Annotated in this window: 24 protein-coding genes; 10 read left to right on the top strand and 14 right to left on the bottom strand. The window is 70.2% G+C overall.

Going from position 1 to position 25,365, the window contains the following annotated elements; genetic code table 11:
- Window positions 1-70: 70 nt before the first annotated feature.
- From AA23TX_RS40855 to dnaA, 5 genes are all read right to left on the bottom strand, one after another.
- Complete coding sequence (locus tag AA23TX_RS40855; RefSeq protein WP_155548306.1) at window positions 71-685, bottom strand: DciA family protein; 615 nt, start codon at window positions 683-685, stop codon at window positions 71-73.
- Window positions 686-815: 130 nt separating this feature from the next.
- Entirely contained in the window at window positions 816-1,970 is a 1,155-nt protein-coding gene (recF, locus tag AA23TX_RS40850) for a DNA replication/repair protein RecF (protein ID WP_155548305.1), read from the bottom strand.
- Window positions 1,971-1,980: 10 nt separating this feature from the next.
- The gene (gene gnd / locus AA23TX_RS40845; protein WP_155548304.1) at window positions 1,981-2,871 is read right to left on the bottom strand and encodes a phosphogluconate dehydrogenase (NAD(+)-dependent, decarboxylating); all 891 of its coding nucleotides are present in this window, start codon (window positions 2,869-2,871) and stop codon (window positions 1,981-1,983) included.
- Between the two features lie 34 nt (window positions 2,872-2,905).
- Window positions 2,906-4,039: a DNA polymerase III subunit beta gene (gene dnaN, locus AA23TX_RS40840; protein ID WP_155548303.1), complete on the bottom strand. Its 1,134-nt coding sequence runs from the start codon at window positions 4,037-4,039 to the stop codon at window positions 2,906-2,908.
- 834 nt (window positions 4,040-4,873) lie between these two features.
- Window positions 4,874-6,484: a chromosomal replication initiator protein DnaA gene (gene dnaA / locus AA23TX_RS40835; RefSeq protein WP_155548302.1), complete on the bottom strand. Its 1,611-nt coding sequence runs from the start codon at window positions 6,482-6,484 to the stop codon at window positions 4,874-4,876.
- Between the two features lie 576 nt (window positions 6,485-7,060).
- On the opposite strand from dnaA, the gene rpmH reads away from it, so the two are divergent.
- The 9 genes from rpmH (at window position 7,061) to AA23TX_RS40790 (ending at window position 13,265) form a co-directional block, all read left to right on the top strand.
- Window positions 7,061-7,204, top strand: coding sequence for a 50S ribosomal protein L34 (gene rpmH, locus AA23TX_RS40830; protein ID WP_003082934.1), 144 nt, complete (start codon window positions 7,061-7,063; stop codon window positions 7,202-7,204).
- Window positions 7,205-7,225: 21 nt separating this feature from the next.
- Complete coding sequence (rnpA, locus tag AA23TX_RS40825) at window positions 7,226-7,699, top strand: ribonuclease P protein component (protein WP_155548301.1); 474 nt, start codon at window positions 7,226-7,228, stop codon at window positions 7,697-7,699.
- Window positions 7,700-7,704: 5 nt separating this feature from the next.
- Complete coding sequence (gene yidD / locus AA23TX_RS40820) at window positions 7,705-8,022, top strand: membrane protein insertion efficiency factor YidD (RefSeq protein ID WP_155548300.1); 318 nt, start codon at window positions 7,705-7,707, stop codon at window positions 8,020-8,022.
- Window positions 8,023-8,027: 5 nt separating this feature from the next.
- Complete coding sequence (yidC, locus tag AA23TX_RS40815) at window positions 8,028-9,164, top strand: membrane protein insertase YidC (RefSeq protein WP_155548299.1); 1,137 nt, start codon at window positions 8,028-8,030, stop codon at window positions 9,162-9,164.
- Window positions 9,165-9,194: 30 nt separating this feature from the next.
- Entirely contained in the window at window positions 9,195-9,755 is a 561-nt protein-coding gene (locus tag AA23TX_RS40810; RefSeq protein WP_196425813.1) for a Jag family protein, read from the top strand.
- 62 nt (window positions 9,756-9,817) lie between these two features.
- On the top strand, window positions 9,818-10,354 hold the full coding sequence (locus AA23TX_RS40805) for a DUF6886 family protein (RefSeq protein ID WP_155548297.1): 537 nt from the start codon (window positions 9,818-9,820) through the stop codon (window positions 10,352-10,354).
- Between the two features lie 204 nt (window positions 10,355-10,558).
- Window positions 10,559-11,242, top strand: a complete 684-nt coding sequence (gene rsmG, locus AA23TX_RS40800; RefSeq protein WP_155548296.1) for a 16S rRNA (guanine(527)-N(7))-methyltransferase RsmG — start codon at window positions 10,559-10,561, stop codon at window positions 11,240-11,242.
- 77 nt (window positions 11,243-11,319) lie between these two features.
- Window positions 11,320-12,264 carry a ParA family protein gene (locus AA23TX_RS40795; RefSeq protein ID WP_155548295.1) on the top strand — a complete coding sequence of 315 codons (945 nt, stop codon included), beginning with the start codon at window positions 11,320-11,322 and terminating at the stop codon, window positions 12,262-12,264.
- On the top strand, window positions 12,261-13,265 hold the full coding sequence (locus AA23TX_RS40790; RefSeq protein WP_155548294.1) for a ParB/RepB/Spo0J family partition protein: 1,005 nt from the start codon (window positions 12,261-12,263) through the stop codon (window positions 13,263-13,265). Before AA23TX_RS40795 ends, AA23TX_RS40790 begins: the two co-directional genes overlap by 4 nt.
- A gap of 133 nt (window positions 13,266-13,398) precedes the next feature.
- Here the strand turns inward: AA23TX_RS40790 and AA23TX_RS40785 are convergent, their stop codons facing one another.
- Window positions 13,399-14,343 (bottom strand): D-alanine--D-alanine ligase family protein, encoded by a 945-nt coding sequence (locus tag AA23TX_RS40785; protein WP_155548293.1) that lies wholly within the window; start codon window positions 14,341-14,343, stop codon window positions 13,399-13,401.
- A 26-nt stretch (window positions 14,344-14,369) separates the two neighbouring features.
- Window positions 14,370-15,689 carry an aminotransferase-like domain-containing protein gene (locus tag AA23TX_RS40780; protein WP_155548292.1) on the bottom strand — a complete coding sequence of 440 codons (1,320 nt, stop codon included), beginning with the start codon at window positions 15,687-15,689 and terminating at the stop codon, window positions 14,370-14,372.
- Between the two features lie 212 nt (window positions 15,690-15,901).
- On the opposite strand from AA23TX_RS40780, the gene AA23TX_RS40775 reads away from it, so the two are divergent.
- Window positions 15,902-16,546 (top strand): GNAT family N-acetyltransferase, encoded by a 645-nt coding sequence (locus AA23TX_RS40775; protein WP_155548291.1) that lies wholly within the window; start codon window positions 15,902-15,904, stop codon window positions 16,544-16,546.
- 233 nt (window positions 16,547-16,779) lie between these two features.
- Here the strand turns inward: AA23TX_RS40775 and AA23TX_RS40770 are convergent, their stop codons facing one another.
- The 7 genes from AA23TX_RS40770 to murJ all read right to left on the bottom strand — a co-directional run bounded on the left by AA23TX_RS40770 (window position 16,780) and on the right by murJ (window position 24,691).
- Window positions 16,780-17,928 (bottom strand): N-acetylmuramoyl-L-alanine amidase, encoded by a 1,149-nt coding sequence (locus AA23TX_RS40770; protein WP_155548290.1) that lies wholly within the window; start codon window positions 17,926-17,928, stop codon window positions 16,780-16,782.
- Window positions 17,929-18,198: 270 nt separating this feature from the next.
- Window positions 18,199-18,522, bottom strand: a complete 324-nt coding sequence (gene trxA / locus AA23TX_RS40765; RefSeq protein WP_020642536.1) for a thioredoxin — start codon at window positions 18,520-18,522, stop codon at window positions 18,199-18,201.
- 34 nt (window positions 18,523-18,556) lie between these two features.
- Complete coding sequence (gene trxB, locus AA23TX_RS40760) at window positions 18,557-19,549, bottom strand: thioredoxin-disulfide reductase (protein WP_155548289.1); 993 nt, start codon at window positions 19,547-19,549, stop codon at window positions 18,557-18,559.
- Window positions 19,550-19,626: 77 nt separating this feature from the next.
- The gene (locus AA23TX_RS40755; RefSeq protein WP_155548288.1) at window positions 19,627-20,412 is read right to left on the bottom strand and encodes an RsmA family anti-sigma factor; all 786 of its coding nucleotides are present in this window, start codon (window positions 20,410-20,412) and stop codon (window positions 19,627-19,629) included.
- The gene (sigM, locus tag AA23TX_RS40750; RefSeq protein WP_155548287.1) at window positions 20,409-21,032 is read right to left on the bottom strand and encodes an RNA polymerase sigma factor SigM; all 624 of its coding nucleotides are present in this window, start codon (window positions 21,030-21,032) and stop codon (window positions 20,409-20,411) included. Before sigM ends, AA23TX_RS40755 begins: the two co-directional genes overlap by 4 nt.
- A 31-nt stretch (window positions 21,033-21,063) precedes the next feature.
- Window positions 21,064-22,653: a protein kinase family protein gene (locus tag AA23TX_RS40745; RefSeq protein WP_155548286.1), complete on the bottom strand. Its 1,590-nt coding sequence runs from the start codon at window positions 22,651-22,653 to the stop codon at window positions 21,064-21,066.
- Between the two features lie 79 nt (window positions 22,654-22,732).
- The gene (gene murJ / locus AA23TX_RS40740) at window positions 22,733-24,691 is read right to left on the bottom strand and encodes a murein biosynthesis integral membrane protein MurJ (protein WP_230863106.1); all 1,959 of its coding nucleotides are present in this window, start codon (window positions 24,689-24,691) and stop codon (window positions 22,733-22,735) included.
- Window positions 24,692-25,365: the final 674 nt, after the last annotated feature.

Genomic DNA, 25,365 nt, shown 5'->3' with positions numbered 1-25,365 from the left:
GAGTCTTGACGTATCTCGGGAGGTCTGGATGCGTTCTCGGGGCATTCAACCGAGCATCACGCAAGCCGGGTCAGCCGTACGTGTCACGCGGGCCGCGACCCGGCACGTGACGGGGCCCTTTCCGCCAGCTCGGAGCGGTCGGGCCCTGGATCCGCATGCGCTTGACGACGCCGTTGCCGACCCCCGCCGCGATCTTGGCCAGCAGCTTTCCCTGCAGCAACCGGAGCTGGGTGGCCCACGCCGTGGAGCTGGCGCGGACGGTGAGCTCGCCGTCCTTGAGCGCGACCGGCTGCGCGTGTTCGGCGACGTCTTCGCCGACCAGGCGGCCCCACTGGGCGAAGACGCGGGCGGTCGTGACGCTCTCGTTCCAGCCGCGCTCGGCGACCATCCGCGAGACGAGCCGGCCGAGCGGCTGCGGGTCGCGCGGGTCCGCACCCGGCCCCGACCAGCGGCGACGCCGCGGGTTCTGGCCCCCGCCGCCGACCGCGCGACGCCGATAGCCCGGCGAGGTGCCTCGCTCCTTGGCCTTCGCCTTGGCCGCTTCGAGCGCGGCGTGGGCGAGGTCCCGACCGGTGGTCCCGTTCGGAGCAGCGCTGTCTTCACTCTGCGTGCCCGAAGCGGGGTTCCCGCGTGGGTTACCCCCCGCGCGGGGGGTGTCAAGCGGCCGATCCGGCGTTTTGGTCACGCGCGGCGATAACCCGGGCACGGGTTTATCCACACTGTCCACAGGTTTGTCCCCAGATCGGTGGGTAACTGGTGTGTCGGCAGTCACACGGGGTGCTCGATTCGATCTTGCCGACCCTGCTCTGCCCTGTTCAGCCACGCGAAATCTCACCATCCGCCACCACGAACCGGGATCCGGCCAGCTCGCCGGGCACGTCTTCGTCGACCGCGGCGGTCACCAGCACCTGTTCGGCGCTCGCGGCCACCTCGGCCAGCTGGGCCCGGCGCTTGCGGTCCAGCTCGGCGAACACGTCGTCGAGCAGCAGCACCGGCTCACCCGCCTCCGCGCGCAGCAGCTCGTAGCTGCCCAAGCGGAGGGCGAGCGCGAACGACCACGACTCGCCGTGGCTCGCGTAGCCCTTGGCCGGCGCCTGGCCCAGGATCAGGTCCAGCTCGTCCCGGTGCGGGCCGACCAGGCTGATCCCGCGCTCGAGCTCGGCCTTGCGAGCCTCGCCGAGCGCCTTGAGTAAGACGTCCTTCAGGACTTCGGGTTGCGCCCGCTCCCCATCCGGTGCGCCGTACGTCTCCGGCAGCGCCTCGCCCAGCGAAGACTTGTACGAGATCTTCGCCGGACGCGAGTCCGGAGCGACACCCATGTACGCCGCGGCCGCGTACGGCCCGAGGTCCGCGACGAGGTTCAGGCGCGCGGCCAGCAGCTCCGCGCCGGCCACCGCGAGGTGGTCGTCCCAGACTTCCAGCGTCGACAGCGCGTACGGGTCTTCGCGACCCGTACGCCGCTTCCCGGCCGTCTTGAGCAGGGCGTTTCGCTGCTTCAGCACCTTCTCGTAGTCGGCCCGGACCCCCGCGTACCGCGGCGCGCGCAGCACCAGGAGCTCGTCGAGGAACCGGCGTCGCTCACCCGGGTCGCCCCGGACGAGCGCCAGGTCCTCCGGCGAGAACAGGACCGTGCGCAGGATCCCGAGCACGTCGCGCGGCCGCCCGACCGCACCGCGGTTGACCCGGGCGCGGTTCGCGCGGCCGGCGGTGATCTCGAGCTCCACCGTCAGCTCGCGGTCGTCGTTGACCACCGCGACCCGCACCAACGCGCGCTCACAGCCGTGCCGGATCAGCGGCGCGTCCGTCGCGACGCGGTGCGAGCCCAGCGTCGCGACGTACCCGATCGCTTCGAGCAGGTTGGTCTTGCCGCGACCGTTCTGGCCGACCAGCACGGTCGGCCCCGGTTCCAGCGCGAGATCGGCCTGGGGCCAGGAGCGGAAGTCGGTGACCTGCAGGTGACGCAGATACACCAGGAACTCCTTATCCGCCGACCTTCTTCACGGCGTGCCCGCCGAACTGGTTGCGCAGTGCGGCGACCGCGCGCATCGCGGCCGAGTGCTCCTGGCGCGAAGCGAAGCGCGCGAAGAGCGCGGCCGAGATGACCGGCGCCGGCACCGCGTTGTTGATCGCTTCTTCCAGCGTCCAGCGGCCTTCGCCGGAATCCTCGACGTAGCCCTCGAGGTCGTCCAGCTCCGGGTCTTCGTCGAGCGCGCGCACGAGCAGGTCGAGCAGCCAGGACCGGACGACCGTGCCGCGCTGCCAGCCCTTGATCACCGCGGGCACGTCCTTGACGACCTTCGCGGCCTCGAGCAGCTCGAAGCCTTCCGCGAAGGCCTGCATCATGCCGTACTCGATGCCGTTGTGGATCATCTTCGCGTAGTGACCCGCGCCGACGTCGCCCGCGTGCGAGAAGCCCTCTTCGCGCGGGCCTTCCGGACGCAGCGCGTCGAAGATCGGCATGGCCTTCTCGACGTCGGCCGCGGTACCGCCGACCATCAGGCCGTAGCCGTTGTCCTTGCCCCACACGCCACCGGACACACCGCAGTCGGCGTAGCCGATGTTCTTCGCGGCCAGCAGGTCGGCGTTCAGCTTGTCGTCGGTGTACTTCGAGTTGCCGCCGTCGATCACCATGTCGCCCGCGGAAAGCAGGTTGCTCAGCTCGGTGACGGTCTGGCGCGTCGGGTCGCCGGCCGGGACCATGATCCAGACGATCCGCGGAGCGTCCAGTTTGGACACCAGGTCCTCGAGCGACGTCGTGTCGCTGACGTCCGGGTTGCGGTCGTAGCCGACCACCTCGTGACCGGCCGCGCGCAGCCGTTCACGCATGTTGAAGCCCATCTTGCCCAGGCCGATCAGACCGAGCTGAACCATCGGATCCCCTTACGTGCTCAGGAAAATGTGCGGGTCAGCCGGGAAGGCGGACCGGCATCAGGAGGTAGAGGTAGCCGGGGACGACGTTGCCCTCGGGGTCGGCGGGCTTGATGAGCGCGGGCCGGTTCGGCGTGGTGAACGTCAGCTCCGCGCGGTCGCTGTGGAGCGCGCCGAGGCCGTCGACGAGGTAACCCGGGTTGAACGCGATCGTCACCGGCTCACCTTCGTACTCGACCTGGAGCTCTTCTTCGGCGCTTCCCTCGTCGTCGCCGCCCGCGGACAACCGCAGCGTGTTGTCCCCGAACTCCAGTCGTACCTGAGTCCCCCGCTCCGCCACCAGTGAAACGCGCTTGATGCTCTCGGTGAGAGCGGACACGTCGATGACCGCGCGTGAGGTGTGCGACGCGGGCAGCAACTGGCGGTACGGCGGGAACTCCGCGTCGAGCAGGCGGGTCGTCGTGTAGCGCCCGGAGCCGGACAGGCCGAGCAGGCCCTCACCGCTGGCGAGCGCGAGGCGGATCGTGGCACCGCTCGCGCCGAGCGTCTTGGCGGCTTCGGCGAGGGTGCGCGCCGGGACGAGCACCGCGGCGTCGGCGAGGCCCTCGGCCGGCTGCCACGTGAACTCGCGCATGGCGAGCCGGAACCGGTCGGTCGCGACCAGGGTCAGCGAGCTGCCGGAGATCTCGAGCCGCATGCCGGTCAGCATCGGCAGCGTGTCGTCCTTGCCCGAAGCGACGACGACCTGGGTGACGGCCTGGCCGAACGCGTCGCCGGCGAGCTCGCCCGCGAAGGCGGGCTGGGACGGCAGCTGCGGGTAGTCCTCGACCGGCATGGTCGGCAGGGAGAACCGCGCGGTGCCGCACGTGATGGTGGCGCGCGCGCCGTCGACGGAGATCTCGACCGGCTGCGCGGGCAGCGCCTTGGTGATGTCGGCGAGGAGGCGCCCGGAGACCAGCAGGCGGCCGCCGTCGGCGATCGTCGCCGGCACGCCGACCGTGGCGGAAACCTCGTAGTCGAAGCCCGAGACCGTCAGGGCGTCGGTGTCGCCGTCGGAACCGGCGTCGAGGAGCACACCGCCCAGCACCGGCACGGGAGGCCGGGAGGGGAGGCTTCTCGCCACCCACGCGACGGCGTCGGCGAGCCCGTCACGCTCGACGCGGATCTTCATGCGCGCATCCTTTCGACGACCGAGCCCCTGTCGGCTCGGGCCAGGCCTCGCTCTGGCAGGGCAGTGACCGGCTGCCCCCTCCGGCCGGTCCGCCCTCCGCTTGAACTCGCCGGAGCACGGACCAGGTGCAGGCGTCCACGTTAGGCCGTCGCGGCGGCCCGCGTCACCTCGGGCCGGTCTTCGGTTTGTCGACATGACGACACGTTCTCGCGGCTGTCCCCAACTTCGTCCTCCGCCTGTTTTTATCTTTTCTCTCTTAGAAGAGATCTAAAAGGCAGTAGCAGTAGTAAGCGTTGTGGATTGTGTGGATTGAGGTCGTTTACGCAGGTCGGAGCACTCGCGGGCGTGTGGAGAACCGTGGTGGTGGATCTGTGGGCAACTCGGGCCACCCGTGGATGGTTTCGGGCGACCCCCGATCCGTCCACAGATCGGCCCGGTTGTCCCCATGGTTGTCCCCAGGTTCGGGGCTGTATCTGGGGGTGGACAGCACGGTCCGAATCGCCCTTCCGAGTGATCGGGCCCTGCTGTGCACAGAATGTGGGCAACCTGTGGAATCAGCGTGGACAAGGGTGTGGATTCACTGTGGATCACCTGTGGGCGGGGTGTGGACGGATTCCGCGTCGTCGCTGATCAGAGATCCGTTGACGCTGTGGGCAATCCGCCCACACCATGGGGAAACTTCCTTGTGTACAAACAATTTTCGCGAGTTTGCGAAGCGCGCGTAGGTGGCTTCGCTGCTTCGCGCGCGTACGTGTGCTTCGGACAGTCCAAAGACGACAAAGGGGCGTCCACAGTGCGTGGACGCCCCAAAGTCGTTGCGGTAAAAGGAATGTGCTACTGGCGAGCGCGCTGCTTGATGCGCGAGGTCAGCTCCTGCACCTGGTCGTAGATGCGCCGGCGCTCGGCCATCTCCTTGCGGATCTTCTTGTCCGCGTGCATGACGGTCGTGTGGTCGCGGCCGCCGAACGTCTGCCCGATCTTCGGCAGCGACATGTCGGTCAGTTCGCGGCAGAGGTACATCGCGATCTGGCGGGCCGTGGCGAGCGCCTTCGTCTTGCCGGGGCCGCACAGGTCGTCGAGCGTCACATCGAAGAACTCGGAGATGACGCCCATGATGGTCGGCGCCGTGATCTCCGGGGCGTGCGAGTCGGGGATGAGGTCCCGCAGCACGATCTCCGCCAGGCCGGCGTCCACCGGCTGCTGGTTCAGCGACGCGAACGCGGTGACGCGGATGAGCGCGCCTTCGAGCTCTCGGATGTTCGCTTCGACGCGCGAGGCGATGAACTCCAGGACGTCGCCCGGCACCGCCAGCCTGTCCTGCGCCGCCTTCTTGCGGAGGATCGCGATGCGCGTCTCGAGCTCGGGCGGCTGGATGTCGGTGATCAGGCCCCACTCGAACCGCGTCCGCAGCCGGTCTTCCAGCGTCTCGAGGCGCTTGGGCGGGCGGTCGGAGCTGACGACGATCTGCTTGTTCGCGTTGTGGAGGGTGTTGAAGGTGTGGAAGAACTCTTCCTGCGTACCTTCTTTGCCTTCCAGGAACTGGATGTCGTCGACGAGCAGGATGTCGATGTCGCGGTAGCGCCGCTGGAACGCGACCTTGCGGTCGTCTCGCAGCGAGTTGATGAAGTCGTTCGTGAACTCTTCGGTCGAGACGTACCGGACGCGCATGCCCGGGAAGAGCCGCTGGGCGTAGTGCCCGACCGCGTGCAGCAGGTGCGTCTTGCCGAGCCCGGACTCACCCCAGATGAACAGTGGGTTGTACGCGCGGGCCGGTGCTTCGGCGACGGCGACCGCGGCCGCGTGCGCGAAGCGGTTGGACGCACCGATGACGAACGTGTCGAACGTGTACTTCTCGTTCAGCTTCGTCTTCGACGTCTGCGGCTGCGCCGGCGCGGTGTAGGGCTGGCCGGCGATCGGCTGGCCGGAGAACGTCGGCCAGATCTCGTGGACGGCGGCGAGCGCTTCGCCCTCTTCGTCGACCTCTTCATCGGTGTCGTCGCCGTCGTCGTGCTTCGGCGCGAGGGACTGGTGCGGGGGCAGCGGCGGCGTCGGTTCGGGACGCGGCGGCGGCAGCATCGGACCGGGGCCCGGCCGAGGCACGGGCGCCGGCTCCGGGACGGCACCGTTTTCCACCCGGCCGGGTGACGGCACGTAGTGGGGGGCGGGCACCGGGGCGACCGTCTCGGTGCTGTCGACCTTCACCGCGAGCGAGATGGCGCGGCCGAGCCGCCGGGAAAGCGCGTCGGTGATCGCGCCGCGCAGACCGCGTTCGATCGCTTCCTTCGCGAAGTCACTGGGGGCGGCGAGGAGCGCGGTGCCGTCGAGCAGGCCGATCGGGCGGGTGACGCGCATCCACGCGCGCTGCTGGGGGGACAGGGTCCCGTCGGACAGTTCGCGTACCACCTGTTCCCAGATGACGCCCAGATTGTGCTGGTGCTCCGACACCTGTTCGGCTCCCCTCCCCTCGTCGGCGTGGACGGCCGACGCCCCTGGTCACACGGTCCGGCGCCCCTCGCGGACCAGCGTGTGCATCGGCACAGCGAATATCCACATAGTTGTCCACAGCTGTGCACTAATGTACGGCGACCCGCGGCGACGCCACCTGCGGGCTCGTCGTACGCAGGTGGGCACTCCACCACCCGGCTACTCGTGCACCTCGACCGGTGACCCGAGAGAGGCACGCTAACAAGCCCCGCCCGCTGCCACAAGGCATCCTGGGTCGCAAGCATTTCACGGTGTACGGCGTGTTGCCATTCGGTGCCGCGGCGTCGATGATCTCGACTTCGCGGACCTCGTCGCAGACCGTGGCCGAGGGGGTGCTTACCGGCCGCCCGACGGGGGTGCGTACCCTCGTAAGGTCTCCCGTATGCGACGGGTGCTATTCGCGTGCCCACGTTGTCGTCGCTCGTCGTGACGAGGCCACACGTTGGTAGGAGACACCAGAGACTGCCGTGCGCCCGCACGACACGCCAGACGACGGGGCGGAAACCCCGGCGTCCGACGCGACACACAGGAGAAGCAGTGAGCAAGGGTAAGCGCACCTTCCAGCCGAACAACCGCCGCCGCGCGAAGACCCACGGGTTCCGCCTGCGCATGCGGACCCGCGCCGGCCGGGCCATCCTCGCGGGCCGCCGTCGCAAGGGCCGCGCCGCGCTGTCGGCCTGATCCGGCTCGTCGGGGCGCGCCGTGCTGCCGGCTGCCGCACGTCTGCGGCGGAGTGAGGACTTCCGCGTGGTTCTGCGTCGCGGGTCCAGGGCAGGCAGGCGTCGCCTCGTCGTCCACGCACTGACCACGGACCCGTCCGAGGCCGCCGACGCTGTGCAGTTCGATGGCACAGTGTCGGCGGCCAGGGCGGGTTTTGTGGTGAGCAAGGCCGTCGGGAACTCGGTGGTCCGCCACCGTGTCACCCGCCGGTTGCGTCATCTCGTTTCCGCCCGGCTCGGAACCCTGCCCGCCGGCAGTGCGTTGGTCGTACGGGCATTGCCGCCGTCCGCGACTGCGTCCAGCGCGGAACTCGGAGCCGATCTCGACGCCGCACTGCGTCGTCTCGGACTGGTGTCAGGTCGGCTGGGACTATCGCCGTCTCACCGTCCGGCCGGGGATGCCCCGCGCCCGACGCGTCCTGAAGACGCGGCCCCCGACCACGGATCAGCGGTGTGACCGGCATGCAAGCCACTCCCGAGCACGACCACGACGTGGAGACCGCGCCCCCGCGGCCCGGTCCCGTCGCCTGGGTCTTGTTGCTCCCCATCAAGCTCTACCGCAAGGCGATCTCGCCCTTCCTCCCGCCGGCTTGCCGGTTCTACCCGAGCTGCAGCGCGTACGCAGTCGAAGCCCTGACCCGGCACGGTGCCGCCGGCGGCTCCTACCTCGCGCTGCGCCGGCTCCTGCGCTGCGGTCCGTGGACACCTCCCGGCCGCGACCCGGTACCCGAGAAGTTCTCGTGGCGCTACCGCAGACCTGAAACACCGATCGAGGAGTAGCAGCAGTGCTCGATTTCATCTACTACCCCGTGTCCTTCATCCTCTGGTGTTGGCACAAGGTCTTCGGGTTCGTCTTCGGGGAAGCCACGGCGATCTCCTGGATCCTCGGCATCATCTTCCTGACGTTCACGGTCCGCGGCATCATGTTCAAGCCGTTCGTGAACCAGGTCCGGTCGATGAAGAAGATGCAGGACTTCGCGCCGGAGATGAAGAAGGTCCAGAAGAAGTACGCCAACGACCGGCAGCGCCAAGCGCAGGAGATGCAGAAGCTCCAGCGCGAGCACGGCGTTAACCCGCTCGGCAGCTGCTTGCCGATGCTGCTGCAGATCCCGGTGTTCATCGGCCTGAACCACGTGCTTCGCGCCTTCACGATGCCGCCTCCCGGTGGCGGCCCGAAGACCGAGAACTACTTCTTCTCCCAGGCCGACGTCCACTCGTACGTCAGCGCGAAGCTCTTCGGCGTCAACCTCGGCGAGGCCGTCTACAACGGTGTCGGCGTCGTCAGCGGCGGTGCCGCGAACGTCGGCTTCCAGTGGGGCGTCCTCCCGGTCGCGCTGCCCCTGATGATCATCGCGTCGATCGCCACGCACCTCACCGCGCGGCACTCGGTGGCCCGCCAGAACGCCGCGTCGGCCACCCCGCAGACCGCGATCATGAACAAGCTGACGATGTACGTCTTCCCGCTCGGTGTGCTCGTCTTCGGTGCGCTGTTCCCGCTCGGCCTCCTCTTCTACTGGCTGGCGAACAACGGCTGGACCCTGATGCAGCAGCGTCTCGTCTACACGAAGATCGACAAGGAAGAGGCGGCCCGCAAGGCGGAGGCCGCTGAGAAGCGTGCGTCGCTCGGCCCGAAGCCGGGACAGAAGCCGACCGCGCCGAAGGTCGGCCAGAAGCCGGTCCAGCAGAAGAAGAACCAGCCCGCCCAGGGCGGCTCGCAGAAGAAGGTCACGAAGGCGGGCTCGGCTCACGGCTTCGCCCAGACCTCGCCCGCGGAGGCCGCCGCCCAGGCCGCGGAGGCAGCTGCTCCGGCACCGGCCGACACGAGCGGCCAGAACGGCTCGAACGGCTCGAAGGACAACGGCACGGGGGTGCCGGGCCTTCTCAAAGACTCGACCAGGAAGTCGGGCCGGAAGCGCCGCTGAGGCGCGACCGGTTCGGAGAGGAGACGAATGATGTCGGAGACGATCGACACGATCGACGCCGATCAGGACGACGTGACCCCGGAGCCCGCCTCCGACGAGGCCGGCGAGCAGAAGGCGGGAGGTGGCGACGACGTCCTCGTGCAGGAGGGTGACATCGCCGGCGACTACCTCGAGCGCCTGCTCGACCTGCTCGACTACGACGGCGACATCGACTTGGACGTCGAGGCGGGCCGCGCGATCGTGAGCATCGACGGCGGCGAGGACCTCGAGAAGCTCGTCGGTCCCCGCGGCACGGTGCTCGAGGCGCTGCAGGAGCTGACCCGGCTGGCGGTCCAGCAGGAGACGGGATCGCGGAGCCGGCTGATGCTGGACATCGCGGGCTGGCGCGCGGACCGCCGCGAGGAGCTGCGCGAGCTCGGCCGCTCGACGGCGGAGTCGGTCCTGCAGAACGGCGAGCGGGTGCGGCTGCAGCCGATGAGCCCGTTCGAGCGCAAGGTCGTTCACGACGCGGTGGCGACGGTCGCCGGAGTCACGAGCGAGAGCGAGGGCGAGGACCCGAAGCGCCGCGTGGTGATCTTCCCGGAGTCCTGAGTACCCGGTTTGTCGAAGCGGCCCCACTTGACTCGGTCAGGTGGGGCCGCTTCTTTGTGTGCATGCGTCCGGCACCGGATGAGGTTCTCCACTTCTCGGAGGACCCGACGATCACGCGCTTCGTCCCCCACGTCGCCGCAACGGCCCGGCAACCGGAGGCGTACGTCTGGGCGGTCGACGACGCGAGAGCGCCGGACTACTGGTTCCCGCGGCAGTGCCCCCGCGCGCTGGCTTGGGTGACGCCGTCGACGACCGCTCCGGATCGGGCGTCGCTCGGCGGTCCCCGGGTACACGCGATCGAGTACGGCTGGCTCCCGGCGGTGCAGTCGGTGCGGTTGTATGCGTACCGGTTCGCGGCTTCGTCGTTCCGGTCGTTCGGCTCGCACGCGCATGCGATGGTGGCGACGTCTCCGGTCTCGCCGCTGGGTCCGCCGGAGCCGGTCGGCGATCTGCTGGCGCTCCACGAGGCGGCGGGGATCGAGCTTCGCGTGATGCGGAACTTGTGGGGGTTCGTCGATGCGGTGTCGGCGAGTTCTCTCGGCTTCAGCGGGATCCGGTTGAGGAACGCTCGGCCGCGGCCGAGCGAATTACAGCGGTGATGTTTCACGTGGAACTCGGTCGCGGTTGCTGATGGCTGCGCCGCCCGGGTGAGCCGTCGTGTTTCACGTGGAACCGTCCCCGCGGGCGGCCGGGCGAGTGGAGTTCTCCACATCTGCGGACTGTCGGCTCGTTTTCGGTCCGACATCGGGGACAATCACAGGAGCGCGGTTTCACGTGAAACGCGCGGACGAGGAGTAGACGGAGTGAGCTTGGATCAGGCCGCCGTGGCGGTGCGAGCCGCGGCGGAGCGGGTGTTCGGTGAACGCGTGGACCAAGCCGCCGGGTACGTCGAGCTCTTGGAACTGCACGGGGTCGAGCGTGGGCTGATCGGGCCGCGGGAGGTCGAGCGGCTGTGGGAGCGGCACGTTCTCAACTCGGCCGTCATCGGTGAGCAGATGCCGGAAGGCGCCCGCGTCGTCGATGTCGGGTCGGGTGCGGGGCTTCCGGGAGTGCCGCTCGCGATCGCGCGGCCGGACCTCGATATTGTCTTGCTCGAACCGATGGCCCGCCGGGTGGACTGGCTGGCCGAGGTGGCCGAGAAGCTGGAACTCCCGATCACCGTCGTCCGTGGACGCGCGGAGGAGCGGCCTGTGCGTGAGCAGCTCGGTGGCGCTGACATCGTCACCGCTCGCGCGGTCGCCCCGCTCGCCCGGCTCGCGGACTGGTGTCTGCCGCTCGTCCGGTCCGATGGCTTCCTGGTCGCCCTCAAGGGCGCCAGTGCGGCGGAGGAGATCGAGCGGGACGGCGCCGCCATCCGCAAGGCCGGCGGGGCCGACCCACTGATTGTCGAATGCGGTGCCGCAGTACTAGAGGTCCCCAGCACGGTCGTGAAGATCCGTCGCCTCCCGACGGCGAGCAAGCCGAGGGCGCGGAGCAGGAAGCGTTAACGGGCCGCGGTGTTCCACGTGAAACGACGCGACTCGACCACCGACCAGACGTCTATATGGAGGAGGTGTCGAGACCGGTGAATCCCCCGCCGTCCGACTCCACGGAGACCACGCCCGACGTGGGCTGGACCCCGATCGCCGAAGAAGCCGCCCGCGCCGCCCGCCTGCTGAACCCCGAGAGGACGCTTCCCCGCCCCGGCCGTCGCCGGGTGATGACCGTCGCCAACCAGAAGGGCGGCGTCGGCAAGACCACGAGCACGGTCAACCTCGCCGCCGCGCTCGCCGTCCACGGGCTCAAGACGCTCGTCGTCGACCTCGACCCGCAGGGCAACGCGAGCACCGCGCTCGACGTCGACCACCGGTCCGGGACGCCGTCCATCTACGAGGTGCTCATCGGCGAGGTGACGCTCGCGGACGCCGCCCAGCCGACCGAGCAGTCCCCCAACCTCTTCTGCGTCCCCGCGACGATCGACCTCGCCGGCGCCGAGATCGAGCTCGTCTCGATGGCGTCCCGCGAGTCCCGGCTCAAGGAGGCCATCTCTTCGGAGATCCTCGACGAGATCGGCGTCGACTACGTCTTCATCGACTGCCCGCCGTCGCTCGGCCTGCTGACGGTCAACGCGATGGTCGCCGCGCAGGAGGTGCTCATCCCGATCCAGTGCGAGTACTACGCGCTGGAAGGGCTCGGGCAGCTGCTGAGCAACATCGAGCTGGTGCAGCAGCACCTCAACCGCGAGCTCCGCGTCTCGACGATCCTCCTCACCATGTACGACGGCCGGACCAAGCTGGCCGACCAGGTGACGAACGAGGTGCGGAACCACTTCGGCGACACGGTCCTCAAGACGGTCATCCCCCGCAGCGTGAAGGTCTCCGAGGCGCCCGGGTACGGCCAGACCGTCCTCGCTTACGATCCTGGTTCGCGCGGTGCGTTGAGCTACGTCGACGCGGCGAAGGAGATCGCCGCGCGCGGTGCACAGATGGACGAGCACGGCGCACAGTTGGAGAAGGGTAGTTCCACATGACCGAACGCAGAGGAGGATTGGGGCGCGGCCTCGCCGCCCTCATCCCGACGGGGCCCGCCGGTGGTGGGCCCCTGCCCGCGCCCGGTGAGACGGCGTCGGCGGCCGAGAAGAAGGCGGCCGAGGACAAGGGCTGGTTCGCGGCGAACGGTCAGGCGAAGACCCACGGCGGCGAGGTCGCCGGTGCGGTCTACCGCGAGATCCCGGTCAGCTCCATCAAGCCGAACCCGAAGCAGCCGCGGCAGGTCTTCGACGAGGACGCGCTCTCCGAACTCGAGCACTCGATCCGCGAGTTCGGGCTCATGCAGCCCATCGTCGTCCGCGAGCTCGGGGAAAACGAGTACGAGCTCGTCATGGGCGAGCGGCGGCTGCGCGCGTCGCAGCAGGCGGAGCTCGAAGCGATCCCGGCGATCGTCCGGCAGACCGCCGACGAGTCGATGCTGCGCGACGCGCTCCTGGAGAACATCCACCGCGTCCAGCTGAACCCGCTCGAAGAGGCGGCGGCGTACCAGCAGCTGCTCGACGAGTTCGCCGTCACGCACGAGGAGCTGGCGAGCCGCATCGGCCGCAGCCGGCCGGTCATCACCAACACGATCCGGCTCCTCAAGCTCCCCCTGCCGGTGCAGCGCCGGGTGGCCGCGGGCGTCCTGTCCGCCGGCCACGCCCGCGCATTGCTGTCGCTGGAGGACGCCGACAGTCAGGAAGAGCTCGCCGCGCGCATCATCGCGGAGGGCATGTCGGTCCGGGCGACCGAGGAAGCCGTCACGCTCAAGAAGAGCGAGAAGCCGGCCAAGCCGAAGCCCGTGGCGCGCAAGCCGATCCAGGCGCCGGGGTTGCAGGAGCTCGCGAACCGCCTCTCGGACCGGTTCGACACCCGGGTGAAGGTCGACCTCGGCCGCCGCAAGGGCCGGATCACGCTTGAGTTCGGCTCGGTCGACGACCTCGAACGCATCGTCTCGATCATCGACGCGAATGGGGCGAATCAGACACCGAAAACCGATTAGGGATCACCCCAGGGTGTTTCGTCACGGTGATGATTGCTCCACGCGGTCGCGACGTTCACATCCAGTGATGATCAGTCGCGACACGAAAAAGGCCGCCACGGAAGCTCCGAGGCGGCCTTTCGCGTGAGACGAGTCAGCGAGAAATCGCGCGTCCGATCAGTTCGCCGAACACCGTGCCGAGTGACTTGCCCGCCGCTTCGATCGCCATCGGAACCGTCGACGTCTCGGTGAGTCCCGGCGACGGGTTCACTTCGAGGAAGTGCACCGTGCCGTCCGCCGTGACGACCGCGTCGGTGCGCGAGATGTCCCGCAGCCCGAGCACGCGGTGCGCGGCGACCGCGAGCTCGGCCACCGCCTTGGCCGCGGCGTCGTCGAGCCGGGCCGGGGTGAAGAAGTCGGTCAGGCCGGCGGTGTAGCGGGCCGTGTAGTCGTACACGCCGCTCTCCGGGACGATCTCGACCGCGGGGAGGGCCTCGGGACCGTCCTCGCCCTCGATGACCGTCACGGCCACCTCGACGCCGTCGACGAACCGCTCGGCGAGCACTGTGTCGCCGTACGCGAAGCAGCCGACCATCGCGGCCGGCAGTTCCGCCGCCTCGCGGACCACCTGGGTGCCGAGCGCCGAGCCGCCCTGGTCGGGCTTGAGGATCAGCGGCAGGCCGAGCTGCTCGACCATCGCGTCGAGCACCGCCTGGGCGCCCAGCTCGCGGAACGTGCTGTGCGGCAGCACCACCCAGCCCGGCGTCACGAAGCCGGCGTTTTCGATGAGCGCCTTGGCCGTCGGCTTGTCCCACGCGCGGCGGCAGCCCTGGGAGCCGGTGCCGACGAACGGCACCTCCAGCATCTCCAGCACCGTCTGCACCGAGCCGTTCTCGCCCTCACCGCCGTGCAGGGCGACGACCACCGCGTCCGGCCGCTGGGTGCGCAGGCGCTCCAGCAGCCCCGCGTCGGTGTCCCACTCCTCGATGCCGAGGCCCTCGGACTTCAGCGCCGCGGAGAGCCGTCGCCCGGACCTCAGCGAGACGTCGCGTTCGTGCGAAAGCCCGCCGGCGAGCACGGCAACGGTACGGTCGACCACCGTGGAAACTCCTTAAATAAGAAGAACTAGACCGTGTCCGGGGACGGGTTCTGCGGCCCCTGGATCTGGCGCGCGCTCACGTTACCGAAGGTGCGGGCCAGGTCCATTTCAGACTCCAGCACCGCGGCCAGCCGCCGGACGCCCTCACGGATCCGCTCCGGCGTCGGGTAGCAGTAGGACAGCCGCATCTGGCGGCTGCCGAACCCGTCGGCGTAGAAGCCGGTTCCGGACGCGTACGCCACCCTCGCGGTCACCGCGCGCGGCAGCATCGCCTTGGTGTCGACGCCTTCCGGCACCGTCACCCAGACGTAGAACCCGCCGTCCGGTTTGGTCCACGAGCAGCCCGGGGGCAGGTACTGGTCGAGCGCCGACAAGATCGCGTCACGCCGCTCGCGGTAGTTCTCGCGGAACTTCTTGATCTGGCCCTTCCAGTCGTGCGTGGCCAGGTAGCGCGACACGATCATCTGGTTGAACGTCGGCGGGCACAGCGTCGCCGACTCCGCGGCCAGCACGAGCTTCTCGCGCACGGCGTGCGGCGCGAGCACCCAGCCGACGCGCAGGCCCGAGGCGAACGTCTTCGAGAACGAGCCGAGGTACACGACGTTGTCGGGGTCGGTCGAGCGCAGCGCCGGGTAGGTCTGGCCGTCGAAGCCGAGCAACCCGTACGGGTTGTCTTCGACGACCAGCACGCCGTGGTCGCGGCAGATCTCCAGGATCTCCGCGCGGCGCTCGACGGCCAGCGTGACGCCGGCGGGGTTGTGGAAGTTCGGGATCGTGTAGAGGAACTTGACCCGGCGGCCGGCCTTCTCCGTCTGCGCGAGCGCCTCGCGCAGCAGCTCGGGCACCAGGCCGTTCTCATCCATCGCCACGTGCACGACCTGCGCCTGGTACGCGGCGAACGAGCCCAGCGCACCGACGTACGACGGCCCTTCGGCGATCACGACGTCACCCGGGTCGCAGAACAGCCGCGTGACCATGTCCAGGCCCATCTGGGAGCCGACGGTCACCACGACGTCGTCCGGGTGCGCCTTGATGCCCTCCAGGGCCATGATTTCGCAGATCTGCTCGCGCAGCACCGGGATGCCGTGCGCCGAGCCGTACTGCAGGGCGACGAGCCCGTCTTCGGCGATGATCTCCGCCACCTGCGTCGACAGCGTGTCGAGCGGGAGCGCGGCCAGGTTCGGCATGCCGCCGGCCAGCGAGACCACCTCGGGCCGGCTGGCGACCGCGAACAGCGCCCGGATCTCCGAGGCGGTCATCCCGGCGGTGCGCGCGGCATACCGCTCGAGGTGCGGGTCGAGGTTCTGGCGGCCGCTGTGCGGCTTGCTGGGGCGGTTCTCGGTCATCGACGATTCACCCGGGGCTCGGTTGACAGGCAGCTTGTAAAGGCACGGCAGATCCTGTCGAGTGTAACCGGGCACCCATCCGGTACCCCTGGCCTTTCGGTGCTCGTCACATCGGCCTATCCTCGACCATGGCTCCCGTGATCGTGCTGTTCTACCGCGCGGCTTGACGACCGGGCAGCCGGTCGGGAGCAGCAGGTCAGGGGAGGTCGCGGGTGTCACGTCGCGTCGTGGGCGTCACACTGGACAACCTGGAGCACCTGCCGAAGAGCTGCCGCAGGTGCGTGTACTGGGAGCTGGCCCCGCACCTGAAGAACCAGGCCGAGGAGTTCGGCGCCACCGAGGTCGAGAAGGAAGCCTGGGTCTCCAGCGTCCTGCTCGAGTGGGGTTCCTGCGGCCGCATCGTCTACAGCGACACGCTGCCGGTCGGGTTCGTGCTGTACGCCCCGCCGAACGCCGTCCCGCGGTCGCTGGCCTTCCCGACGTCCCCGCCGAGCGCGGACGCCGTCCTGCTGACGGCGTTCCAGGTGCTCCCGGAGTTCCGCGGCGGCGGCCTCGGCCGGATGCTCGTCCAGGCGGTCGCGAAGGACCTGACGAAGCGTGGTGTGCGCGCGATCGAGGCGTTCGGCGACGCGCGCCCCGAGGAGCCCGACCCCGACGGCGGGCACAGCTGCGTGCTGCCGGCCGCGTTCCTGCAGAGCGTCGGCTTCAAGACCGTCCGCCCGCACCAGAAGTGGCCGCGCCTGCGCCTGGAACTGCGCTCGGCGATCACCTGGAAGGAAGACGTCGAGGCGGCGCTGGAACGGCTACTCGGCCAGGTGACGATCACCACCGCCGAGCCGAGTCTCGGCCGCGCCTGAGCTGCTCCCCCGAACGAGACCGCAAACGTTTGCGCCGTCGCTCTCCGTGGCCCGGAACGACGGATTCCGCCGTGTGCGCACATCTGTGGAAGAAGTGCCGAGTTATCCACAGAGCGCTGATAGGAGCGGTGGACAAGCTGTGGAGAACTGCCCGAAAACCTGGGGACGCAGAGGCTGCGTCCCCAGGTGTGGTGGGACAGGTGAAGAGGAGCCGCTAGGGGTTGTGGTCAGCCCTATTCGGCCTTGGCCAGCTCGTGCGCGAGGACGTCGGCGAACGTGAACGTTCCCGTCGGCTGGTCGCCTTCGCCGAGCAGGTACAGGCGCTTGACGGCGATCAGGATGCCCTCGGCGACGATGTCGCGGAACGCCGGGTCGCCGAGCTTGCGGGCGTCGTCCGGGTTCGTCAGGTAGCCGATCTCGACCCGGACCGCCGGGCAGCGGGTGCGGGTGAAGATGTCCCACGACTTGTAGTGCGTGCGGTTGTCCTGCAGGCCCGTGCGGGCCGCGACCTCGCGCTGGATGAAGCCGGCCAGCAGCTCGCCCACGGTCGACGTGGTGCCGTTGCCGTTGCCGAAGTGGAAACTCGCGACACCCTGCGCGCGCGGCGAGGGGTTCTTGTCGCTGTGCAGCGAGAGGAACAGGTCCGCGCCCGCGTCGTTGGCGAACTTCGCGCGCTCCAGCTCGGTGGGGCTGTGGTTCGGGCCGCGGGAGATCAGCGCCTCCATGCCGGTGGCCTTCATCCGGCCTTCCAGGCGGCGCGCGAGGTCCCACGCGATGTCGGCCTCGCGGAGACCGCCGGCGACCGCGCCGAGGTCGTCGCCGCCGTGGCCGGGGTCGATCACGATGCGCTTGCCGCGCAGCCGGGGACCGGCCTGGCGCACCTGCTCCTGCTCGCGCAGGAACACGGGGCGCCCGCCCCGGGCCCGCGGCGAGGAGAGGCGGTGCAGCTCACGGATGGTCGCGGGGCCGCACATGCCGTCCGGCGTCAGGCGCATGTCGCGCTGGAACGTCTTGAGCGCGCGCTCGGTCGCCGCGCCGAAGTAGCCGTCCGGGCGGCCGGCGTCGAAGCCCAGCTCCGTGAGCCGCTCCTGCAGGGTGAAGACGTCGTCGCCGTGCACCGGGGACGCGATCATGTACGACAGCGGGCGGCTGCCCAGGTGGTAGCTGGCGCCCTTGAGCGCCTGGAAGGTCGCCGGACCCACGATGCCGTCGGTCATCAGCCCACGGCGCTGCTGGAAGGCACGGACGGCGTGCTCGACGGAGACGTCGAACGTGTCGTAGTCGTCGGTACCGGTGACCGGCGGGAGCAGGTCCATCCCGGCCAGGATGGACCTGATCTCGGCGACGTCCGGACCGGCGTCACCGCGGCGGAGTACCCGCATGCACTCCTCGCTCTTCCTAAGGCACCGACAGAGGCTCGGTGCGTGGCAAGAAAACCTTCGCTGGGACGGGCCCAGGTCCTCTATTGTGCCTTGCCAACTCTCGGTGACAGCGCAGGCCCGGTAGGTACGTCAAGAGCCCGATCGTGGCGCACCCTCGGTGGCTCTCGTCACGCTCGATTCACCCACACGGGCGGCATTCCCCCGAACGACGACGGACCCGGGGCCGCGAGAGGGTTCCCGCAGGCCCCGGGTCCGCCGGGCTTGTTCGGTTCAGAGGACGTCGGCGAGATCCGACAGCAGCGCGGCCTTCGGCTTGGCGCCGACGATCTGCTTCACCGGCTTGCCGCCCTGGAACAGGATCAGCGTCGGGATGGACATCACCTGGTAGTCACGCGGCGTGTTCGGGTTCTCGTCGATGTCGATCTTGGCGATGGTCAGCTTCTCGCCGTTCTCGGCCGCGATCTCCTCGAGCACCGGGGCGACCATCTTGCACGGCCCGCACCAGGTGGCCCAGAAGTCGACCAGAACCGGCTTTTCGCTGGTCAGGACCTCGTCGACGAACGTCGCGTCGGTCACCTTCACGGTGTTGGACATGGTTTCTCCTTCAGGTTGGTCGAAAGCCGGAAAGTCAGTTGGTGCTCGCGCCGTAGCCGCCGCCGACCAGCTCGGGCGCTTCGTGGGCGTCCGGGTCGCCGTGCTCCGCCAGCCAGCGTTCCGCGTCGATCGCCGCGCTGCACCCGGAACCCGAGGCGGTGATCGCCTGCCGGTAGGTGCGGTCCACCAGGTCGCCGGCCGCGAAGACGCCGTCGAGGCTCGTGTACGACGTCCGGCCCTGGGTGACGACGTAGCCGTCCTCGTCCAGGTCGACCTGCCCGCGCACCAGCTCGCTGCGGGGATCGTGCCCGATCGCGACGAAGAAGCCCGACACGTCCAGCGTCGACTCCGAACCGTCCTTGGTGTCCTTGAGCTGCAGGCCCTCGACCTTGCCGTCGCCGACCACGCCGGTGATCTGCGTGTTCAGCTTCCACTTGATCTTCTCGTTCGCGCGGGCGCGCTCGAGCATGATCTTGGACGCGCGGAACTCGTCGCGCCGGTGGACGACCGTGACGGACTTCGCGAACTTCGTCAGGAAGGTCGCCTCCTCCATCGCCGAGTCGCCACCGCCGGCGACCACGATGTCGTGGTCGCGGAAGAAGAAGCCGTCACAGGTCGCACACGCCGAGACACCGCGCCCGAGCAGCTCCTGCTCGCCCGGCACGTTCAGGTACCGCGCAGCGGCACCCATCGCGAGGATGACCGCGCGGGCGGCGTAGCGCTTGCCGTTCGCGGTGACGTACTTGACGTCCCCGCTCAGCTCCAGCGACTCGACGTCCTCCGCGCGCAGCTCCGCGCCGAAGCGCTCGGCCTGCTTGCGCATCTCCTCCATCAGGTCCGGACCCATGATGCCGTCGCGGAACCCGGGGAAGTTCTCGACCTCGGTCGTCGTCATCAGCGCGCCACCGAACTGCGTCCCCTCGAACACCAGCGGTTCGAGCTGCGCCCGCGCCGCGTAAACGGCTGCGGTGTATCCGGCAGGACCCGATCCGACGATGATCAGGTTCCTGATGTCTTCGGCAGCCACCGTGACCTCCGCTCGTAGTGACCCGTGTACCAGGCTCAACACGATCGTAGGTGGCGGTGTTCCCGGGGTGACAGCCGCTACTTCTCCCCGACGACCTTGTCGAACAGGACGGCCGGATTACCCGGTCCGCAGTCCGCGCCGAAGGCCACGAGCCGGAACTGGGCGAGCTTGCCGGTGGTCAGGATGATCATGACGCCGGCCTTGCCGCCGACGTTCACCGGGCGGATGCCCTCCGGCCGCACCTTCGGGTCGAGCCCGGCGGCCGCGATGCACGCGTCCAGCTTGTCTTCGGTCTGCAGCGGGCCGAAGTCGCGGACGCCGACCGCCTTGCCGATCAGGGCCTGCGCGCCACTGCCGTCGCTGCCGACCGACGGGCCGGACGGCGGCGGGGCCGCGACGTTCGGGGTGCCGGTCTGCTGCGACGTGCCGGGGATCGCGATCGTCACGGCGATGACCGCCGCCGCGGCCGCGGTCAGGACACCGGCGGCCCAGCCGAGCCGCTTGTTCCGGCGTCGCCGCGCGGCCGCGAGGTCCACCACCTGGGCGTCCCCGGGCCCGGCCTGCTCCGGTGCCGTGCGCGGCTTCGGAAAGGCGGCCGCTGCTTCGGCTGCCAGCGCCGCGTCGAGCCGGGCCGCGAACTCGGCGGGCATCGGCGGGGCGGGTGCGTCGGCGAGCGTGGCCAGGTCGGCCTGCGTCGCGTCGAGGGCGTCGAGGATCGCCCGGGCTTCGGGATCGGCGTTGACCAGCGGCCACAGCCGCGTGGTCTCGGTGTCGTCCAGGACGCCGGCGTGGAGATCGGCGAGCACGTCGACAGACCAGGGCGGACCGACGGTCCCCCCGATCCCCCGGCTTTCGTCCGTCATCGTCCCTCCCCGCTACCCGGCTGACGCCCGGCCCGTTTGCTTTCGTGAGTTGGGACGTTCGCAATCGCATCGGGGTTCCGCAGGTGTCCGAGAACCTTCGCGAGTTTTCCGCGGCCCCGGGCGCACCGGCTCTTCACCGTGCCTTCGGCGATACCCAGCATCTTCGCCGTCTCGGCCACGGAGTAACCCTCGACGTCGACGAGCAGGATCGGGGCCCGCTGGTCTTCGGGCAGCTGGTCCAGCGCCTCGCGGACCAGCAGGCTGGTCTCGCGCTCGGCCATCGAGTCGCGCGGGGTGGCGGGCTCGTTGAAGCCGGTTTCCGGCAGCGGCACGGTCGGGCGCGCCTGGCGGCGGCGGATCCGGTCGAGGCAGGCGTTCACCACGATCCGGTGCAGCCAGGTCGTGACCTGCGACTCCGCGCGGAACTTGCCGGCGGCGCGGAAAGCCGAGATGAACGCGTCCTGCAACGCGTCGGCGGCCTCTTCCGGGTCGCGGACCGTGCGCAGCGCGACCGCCCACATGCGGTCGCGATGGCGCTGGACGAGTTCGCTGAACGCATGAGGGTCCCCCGCGGCGTGAGCCGCTATCAGATCCGCATCCGTGGGAGCTGCAGCTGTCACCCGCAAGAGCCTACTGACCCTGTCGGGTGCGTCACCCCGCAGGCAGGAAGGCCAGGTCCGCGATTTCCGTCTGGAACTTCCCGTCCTCGCCACCCAGGGAGGTGATCCAGACGATGAAGTACTCGCCCTGGGTGGGCTGAGCCAGCGGGATCGTCGTGTCGCCGTCCTTCAGGTCGCCGTTGCCGACCACCTTCGTGTCGGCGAAGTCCGGGTTCTTCTCGGTCGCCGAGCGGATCTCGACCTTCGTTCCCGGCGTGCCGCCCACGACCTTCACCTGGCTCAGGGTGATCGGGTCCTTGAAGGTGACGACCAGCCCGACGCCCGGCTTGATGGCCGGGAACTGCTGCTTGTACTGCTCGGTGCGCCACTGCGTCTCGGGCTTGTCGTCGATCGCGTACTTCGCCCGCGCGGTGTTGTCGCCCTTGCCCTCGGGGTTGTAGACCGCGACGGCCTGCGGCTTCACCGCGGCGCCTACGGCCGGCGACGGCGGCGGCGCGGGCTGGCTCGGCGCGGGCGGCTGCCCGGCCGGCTGGCTCGACGCCGGCGGCGCGGCGACGTTGATCGTCGGCCCGCTCGCCTTCGAGTCGCCCTGGAAGACGTTGATCAGCATCAGCCCGCCCCAGGCGAGGATGACGACGGTCGCGACCACCAGCACGGTGACGCCGAGCGCGAGCTTGCGCCGCCGCGCGACGTCCTTGACCGGCTTCTTCGTCGTCCAGACCGTGCCCTCGCCCTCGGCGGCCTCGCCGCCGACGGCCTTGATCAGCTGGGTGCGTTCCTCTTCCTCGGCCACCTGGTCGAGCATCCGGAGGATGGCCGCGCTGGTGCGGATGCCGCCGTTGCCGCCGTCCTCGATCGTGCGGACGGCCAGCGACGACAGGTCGGCGGGCACCATCGGCATGAGCTGCCGCGGCGGGACGATCCGCCCCTGCGGCGTGGTCGGGGCCGGCTGGATCGCGGGCGGACCGCCGGGCAGCGCCCAGCGGCCGGTCAGCAGCAGGTAGAGGACCGCGCCGAGCGCCTTGACGTCGTCGCGCAGCGTCGCCTCCGGCAGCGGGCCGGGGAACGCGAGCTTCAGCGCGCCGTTCGGCGTCAGCCGCAGCCGCTGCGGGTGGTCGAGCCCGAGGACGAGCCCGTTCTGGTGGGCCTGCTCGACGGCTTCGGCCAGCGCCTGCACCATCCGCGCGGCCGCGGCGGGCGCCACCGGCCGCTGCGCGACGAGGTCGACCAGGTCGCTGCCCTTGGTCCACTCCGCGACGACGACGCCGAGCAGGCCTTCGCTGGAGGTGATGCCGCTGCCGAGAGCGAGCACGTCGAGCACGCGGGCGACGCCGCCGTGGCCGAACTTGGACGCGTGGGTCGCGCGTTCGAGGGTGCGCCGCGCGAGCCGCGCGGCTTCCGGGTCGGCCGGGTCGCCGACCAGCAGGGTCAGTGCGACGTCCCGCTTCAGCTGCCCGTCGCGGGCACGCCAAAGGTGCGCGTCACCCCGCTCGTCCACGCCGAACTGCGCGAGGAGGCGGTAGCGGCCGTCGCCGACCACGCGCCCGGGGGCCAGCGATCCGACCTGGGCCTTGCCCACGTGGTTCGCACCCCCCGCCTGTTCGCTCCGCCTCGTGTCCACCCGCACTCTCCCGTTAGCTCCCCGCACCAAGGTTACCCAGAATACGACGCGGGAGTCGTCGCCATCCGTACCGGAATCGTTACCCCCGCTTGATCAACCGGGTGAACCTCGACGTCGCCGGTTTCAGCTCCTCGACCTTCAGCGCCATGAGCACGCCGAACGAGACGACGATCCCCACGATGCCCTGCAGCAACAGCTTGACCCATGCGCCGAGGGTCGGCCCGAACGAGTCCGGCACGATCTGCCCGGCCACCCAGGCCGCGCCGACGCCGAGCCCGCTGGCGACGACCGTGAACAGGATCACGCCGATCACCCGCTTGCTCCGCAGGTTGCCCAAAGTCACCCAAAGCCACACCTGGCCGAGGATCGCCCCGACGACGAACGTCAGCGCGTTGACCATCATGACGCCGAGCACGACGTTGTCCGGCGACAGCAGCACCGGGCACAGGTACAGCAGCGGCACCTTGACCAGCGTCATCACGATCATGATCAGCGTCGGCGTGCGGGCGTCCTTCATGGCGTAGAAGACGCGCATCTGGAGCATGACCAGTGCGTACGGCAGCAGCGCGAACGCCGAGATCGCGAGCGCGTCGCCGAGCCGCTCGGCGGTCTCGATCGTGCCCTTGCCGAAGGTGAACAGCGCGATGCCGATCGAGCCGCCGACCACGGTCATCACGGCGGAGATCGGGACGAGCATCACCGTCGACATCCGGGACGCGTACGACAGGTCGCCGATCAGCTTCTTGTGGTCGCCGTCGGCGGCCGCGCGGCTCATCCGCGGCATGATCGCCGTCAGCAGCGAGACGCCGATGACGCCGTACGGCAGCTGGAAGAGCAGCCAGGCGTTGCTGTACGCGGTCACACCACCGGGTGAACCGCTGGTCAGCACGCGCGTGTTGATCGTGTACCCCACCTGGCTGACCGCGACGTAGCCGAGGATCCACAGCGCGAGCCCGCCGAACTCCTTCATCTGCTTGTCGATGCCCCAGCGCCACTTGAACCGGAAGCCCGAGCGCAGCAGCGGCGGCACCAGCAGGAAGGCCTGGGCGATGATGCCGCCCGTGACGCCGATGCCGAGCGTCAGCACCTTCGGGTCGGTGATCGACGGGTGGGCGGTGTCGATGTCCCCCGGCATGACCCAGACGACCATGATCGTGAAGATGACGACCAGGTTGTTGATCACCGGTGCCCACGCCGTCGGGCCGAAGATCTGCTTGGCGTTGAGCACCGCCGAGAGCAGCGCGAACACGCCGTAGAAGAAGATCTCCGGCAGCAGGAGGTAGGCGAACGCCGTGGTCAGCGACGAGCTGGCCTGGCCGGAGCCGTCGACGTAGAGGCTGGTGAACGCCGGGGCCGCGAGCACCGCGACCACCGTGCCGACCAGCAGCAGCGAGAACGCCACCGTGATCAGCCGCTGGGTGTAGGCCGCGCCGCCGTCGGGCTCGTCCTGGGAGCGCACCAGCAGCGGCACCACCACGCTGGCGAGGACGCCACCCATCAGCAGCTCGAAGATGATGTTCGGCATCGTGTTGGCGACGTTGAACGAGTCGTTCGCGATGCCCTGGCCGATCGCGGCGACCAGCAGCAGCTTCCACAGGAAGCCGGTGATCCGGCTGATCAGCGACGCGATCGCCATCCGGCCCGACGCCTTCGCCAGCGACGGCGCCTTGGCCGGGGCTTCCGCGCCCGGCTCGACCGGCTTGACGAGCGGCGTCTTGAGCGCCGGCATGACCTGGGTGGCCAGCGCGTCGTACGGGCGCATGACGTCCGGGTCGGCGACCGGCCAGCGCGAGTTCATCGGGACGCCGGCGGTGCGCGGGATGAACCGCGTGGCCTCCGGGTCGGGCGGGCGCTGGGCCTCCTCCTGCCACGGCCGGACCGGCGCGGGACGCCGCGACCCGCGGCCGCGCGGAGGCACCGGGATGCCGGGCGGCGGTGTGCCGGGAGCCGGGTTGCCCTGGGCCGGGGTCGACGGCGGGACCGGCTGCGGCAGCCGTCCCTGGGCCGACGGCGGTCCCGGCGGACCCGGCGGCGGCACGGGCTGGACGCGCGTGGGCGCCGGACCACCGGCGGCGCGGGGAGGCTGCCCGCCACGCGGCGGCGGGCCCTGCGGGGGTTGCTGCGGAGGCGCGCCCGGGGGGCCCGGCGGGACGCGTCGCGGCGGACGGGGCTCGCGGGGCGGGGCCTCGTCGTGGACCGGCCAGGCGTCGTGCGGGGGGACGTCGTCGCGGACCGGCTGGCCGTCGCGGACGGGACGCGGGTCGCGGATCAGCCCGTCGTCGCGCACGGGCCGGCCGTCGCGTGGGGGCACGTCGTCGCGGACGGGCCGGCCGTCGCGGACGGGGGCGTCGTCACGGGCCGGGCGGCGCGGCGGCCCGTCTTCGCGGGCCGGCCGCCTCGGCGGGGCATCGTCGCGAGCGGGCCGCCGGGGCGGGGCGTCGTCCCGGGCGGGCCGGGGTCCGTCCTCACGGGCCGGGCGGCGGGGCGGGGCGTCCTCGCGGGGCGGGCGCGGGTCACGGACCGTCGCGTCTTCGGGCGGTGGCATCTGGCGCGTGTGGCCGTTGCGGGGCGGCTGGCGGCGGCCGCGCTCCGAGGGAGGCGGCTGCTGGGGTGGCGGCTGGCGGCGGACCGGCTGCCCCGCTCGCGGGGGCCCGTCACCCCGTTGCGGGGGCGGAGCGCCTTCGCGCCGAGGACGACTCGCACGCTCGGGTG

The organism is Amycolatopsis camponoti, assembly GCF_902497555.1.
In the GTDB taxonomy this organism is placed as follows: Bacteria; Actinomycetota; Actinomycetes; order Mycobacteriales; family Pseudonocardiaceae; genus Amycolatopsis; species Amycolatopsis camponoti.
The sequence above is the reverse complement of the archived record's forward strand: the minus strand, read 5'-3'. Positions and strand labels throughout refer to the sequence as shown.

Excerpts from the sequence above, each read along its gene's own strand:
- AA23TX_RS40810 (WP_196425813.1), top strand. The coding sequence starts at position 9,195 with ATGTCGGAGACGATCGACACGATCGACGCCGATCAGGACGACGTGACC.
- AA23TX_RS40770 (WP_155548290.1), bottom strand. The coding sequence starts at position 17,928 with ATGCGGGTACTCCGCCGCGGTGACGCCGGTCCGGACGTCGCCGAGATC.
- trxA (WP_020642536.1), bottom strand. The coding sequence starts at position 18,522 with ATGTCCAACACCGTGAAGGTGACCGACGCGACGTTCGTCGACGAGGTC.
- AA23TX_RS40805 (WP_155548297.1), top strand. The coding sequence starts at position 9,818 with ATGCGTCCGGCACCGGATGAGGTTCTCCACTTCTCGGAGGACCCGACG.
- AA23TX_RS40755 (WP_155548288.1), bottom strand. The coding sequence starts at position 20,412 with ATGACGGACGAAAGCCGGGGGATCGGGGGGACCGTCGGTCCGCCCTGG.
- gnd (WP_155548304.1), bottom strand. The coding sequence starts at position 2,871 with ATGGTTCAGCTCGGTCTGATCGGCCTGGGCAAGATGGGCTTCAACATG.
- AA23TX_RS40790 (WP_155548294.1), top strand. The coding sequence starts at position 12,261 with ATGACCGAACGCAGAGGAGGATTGGGGCGCGGCCTCGCCGCCCTCATC.
- AA23TX_RS40780 (WP_155548292.1), bottom strand. The coding sequence starts at position 15,689 with ATGACCGAGAACCGCCCCAGCAAGCCGCACAGCGGCCGCCAGAACCTC.
- dnaN (WP_155548303.1), bottom strand. The coding sequence starts at position 4,039 with ATGAAGATCCGCGTCGAGCGTGACGGGCTCGCCGACGCCGTCGCGTGG.
- yidD (WP_155548300.1), top strand. The coding sequence starts at position 7,705 with ATGCAAGCCACTCCCGAGCACGACCACGACGTGGAGACCGCGCCCCCG.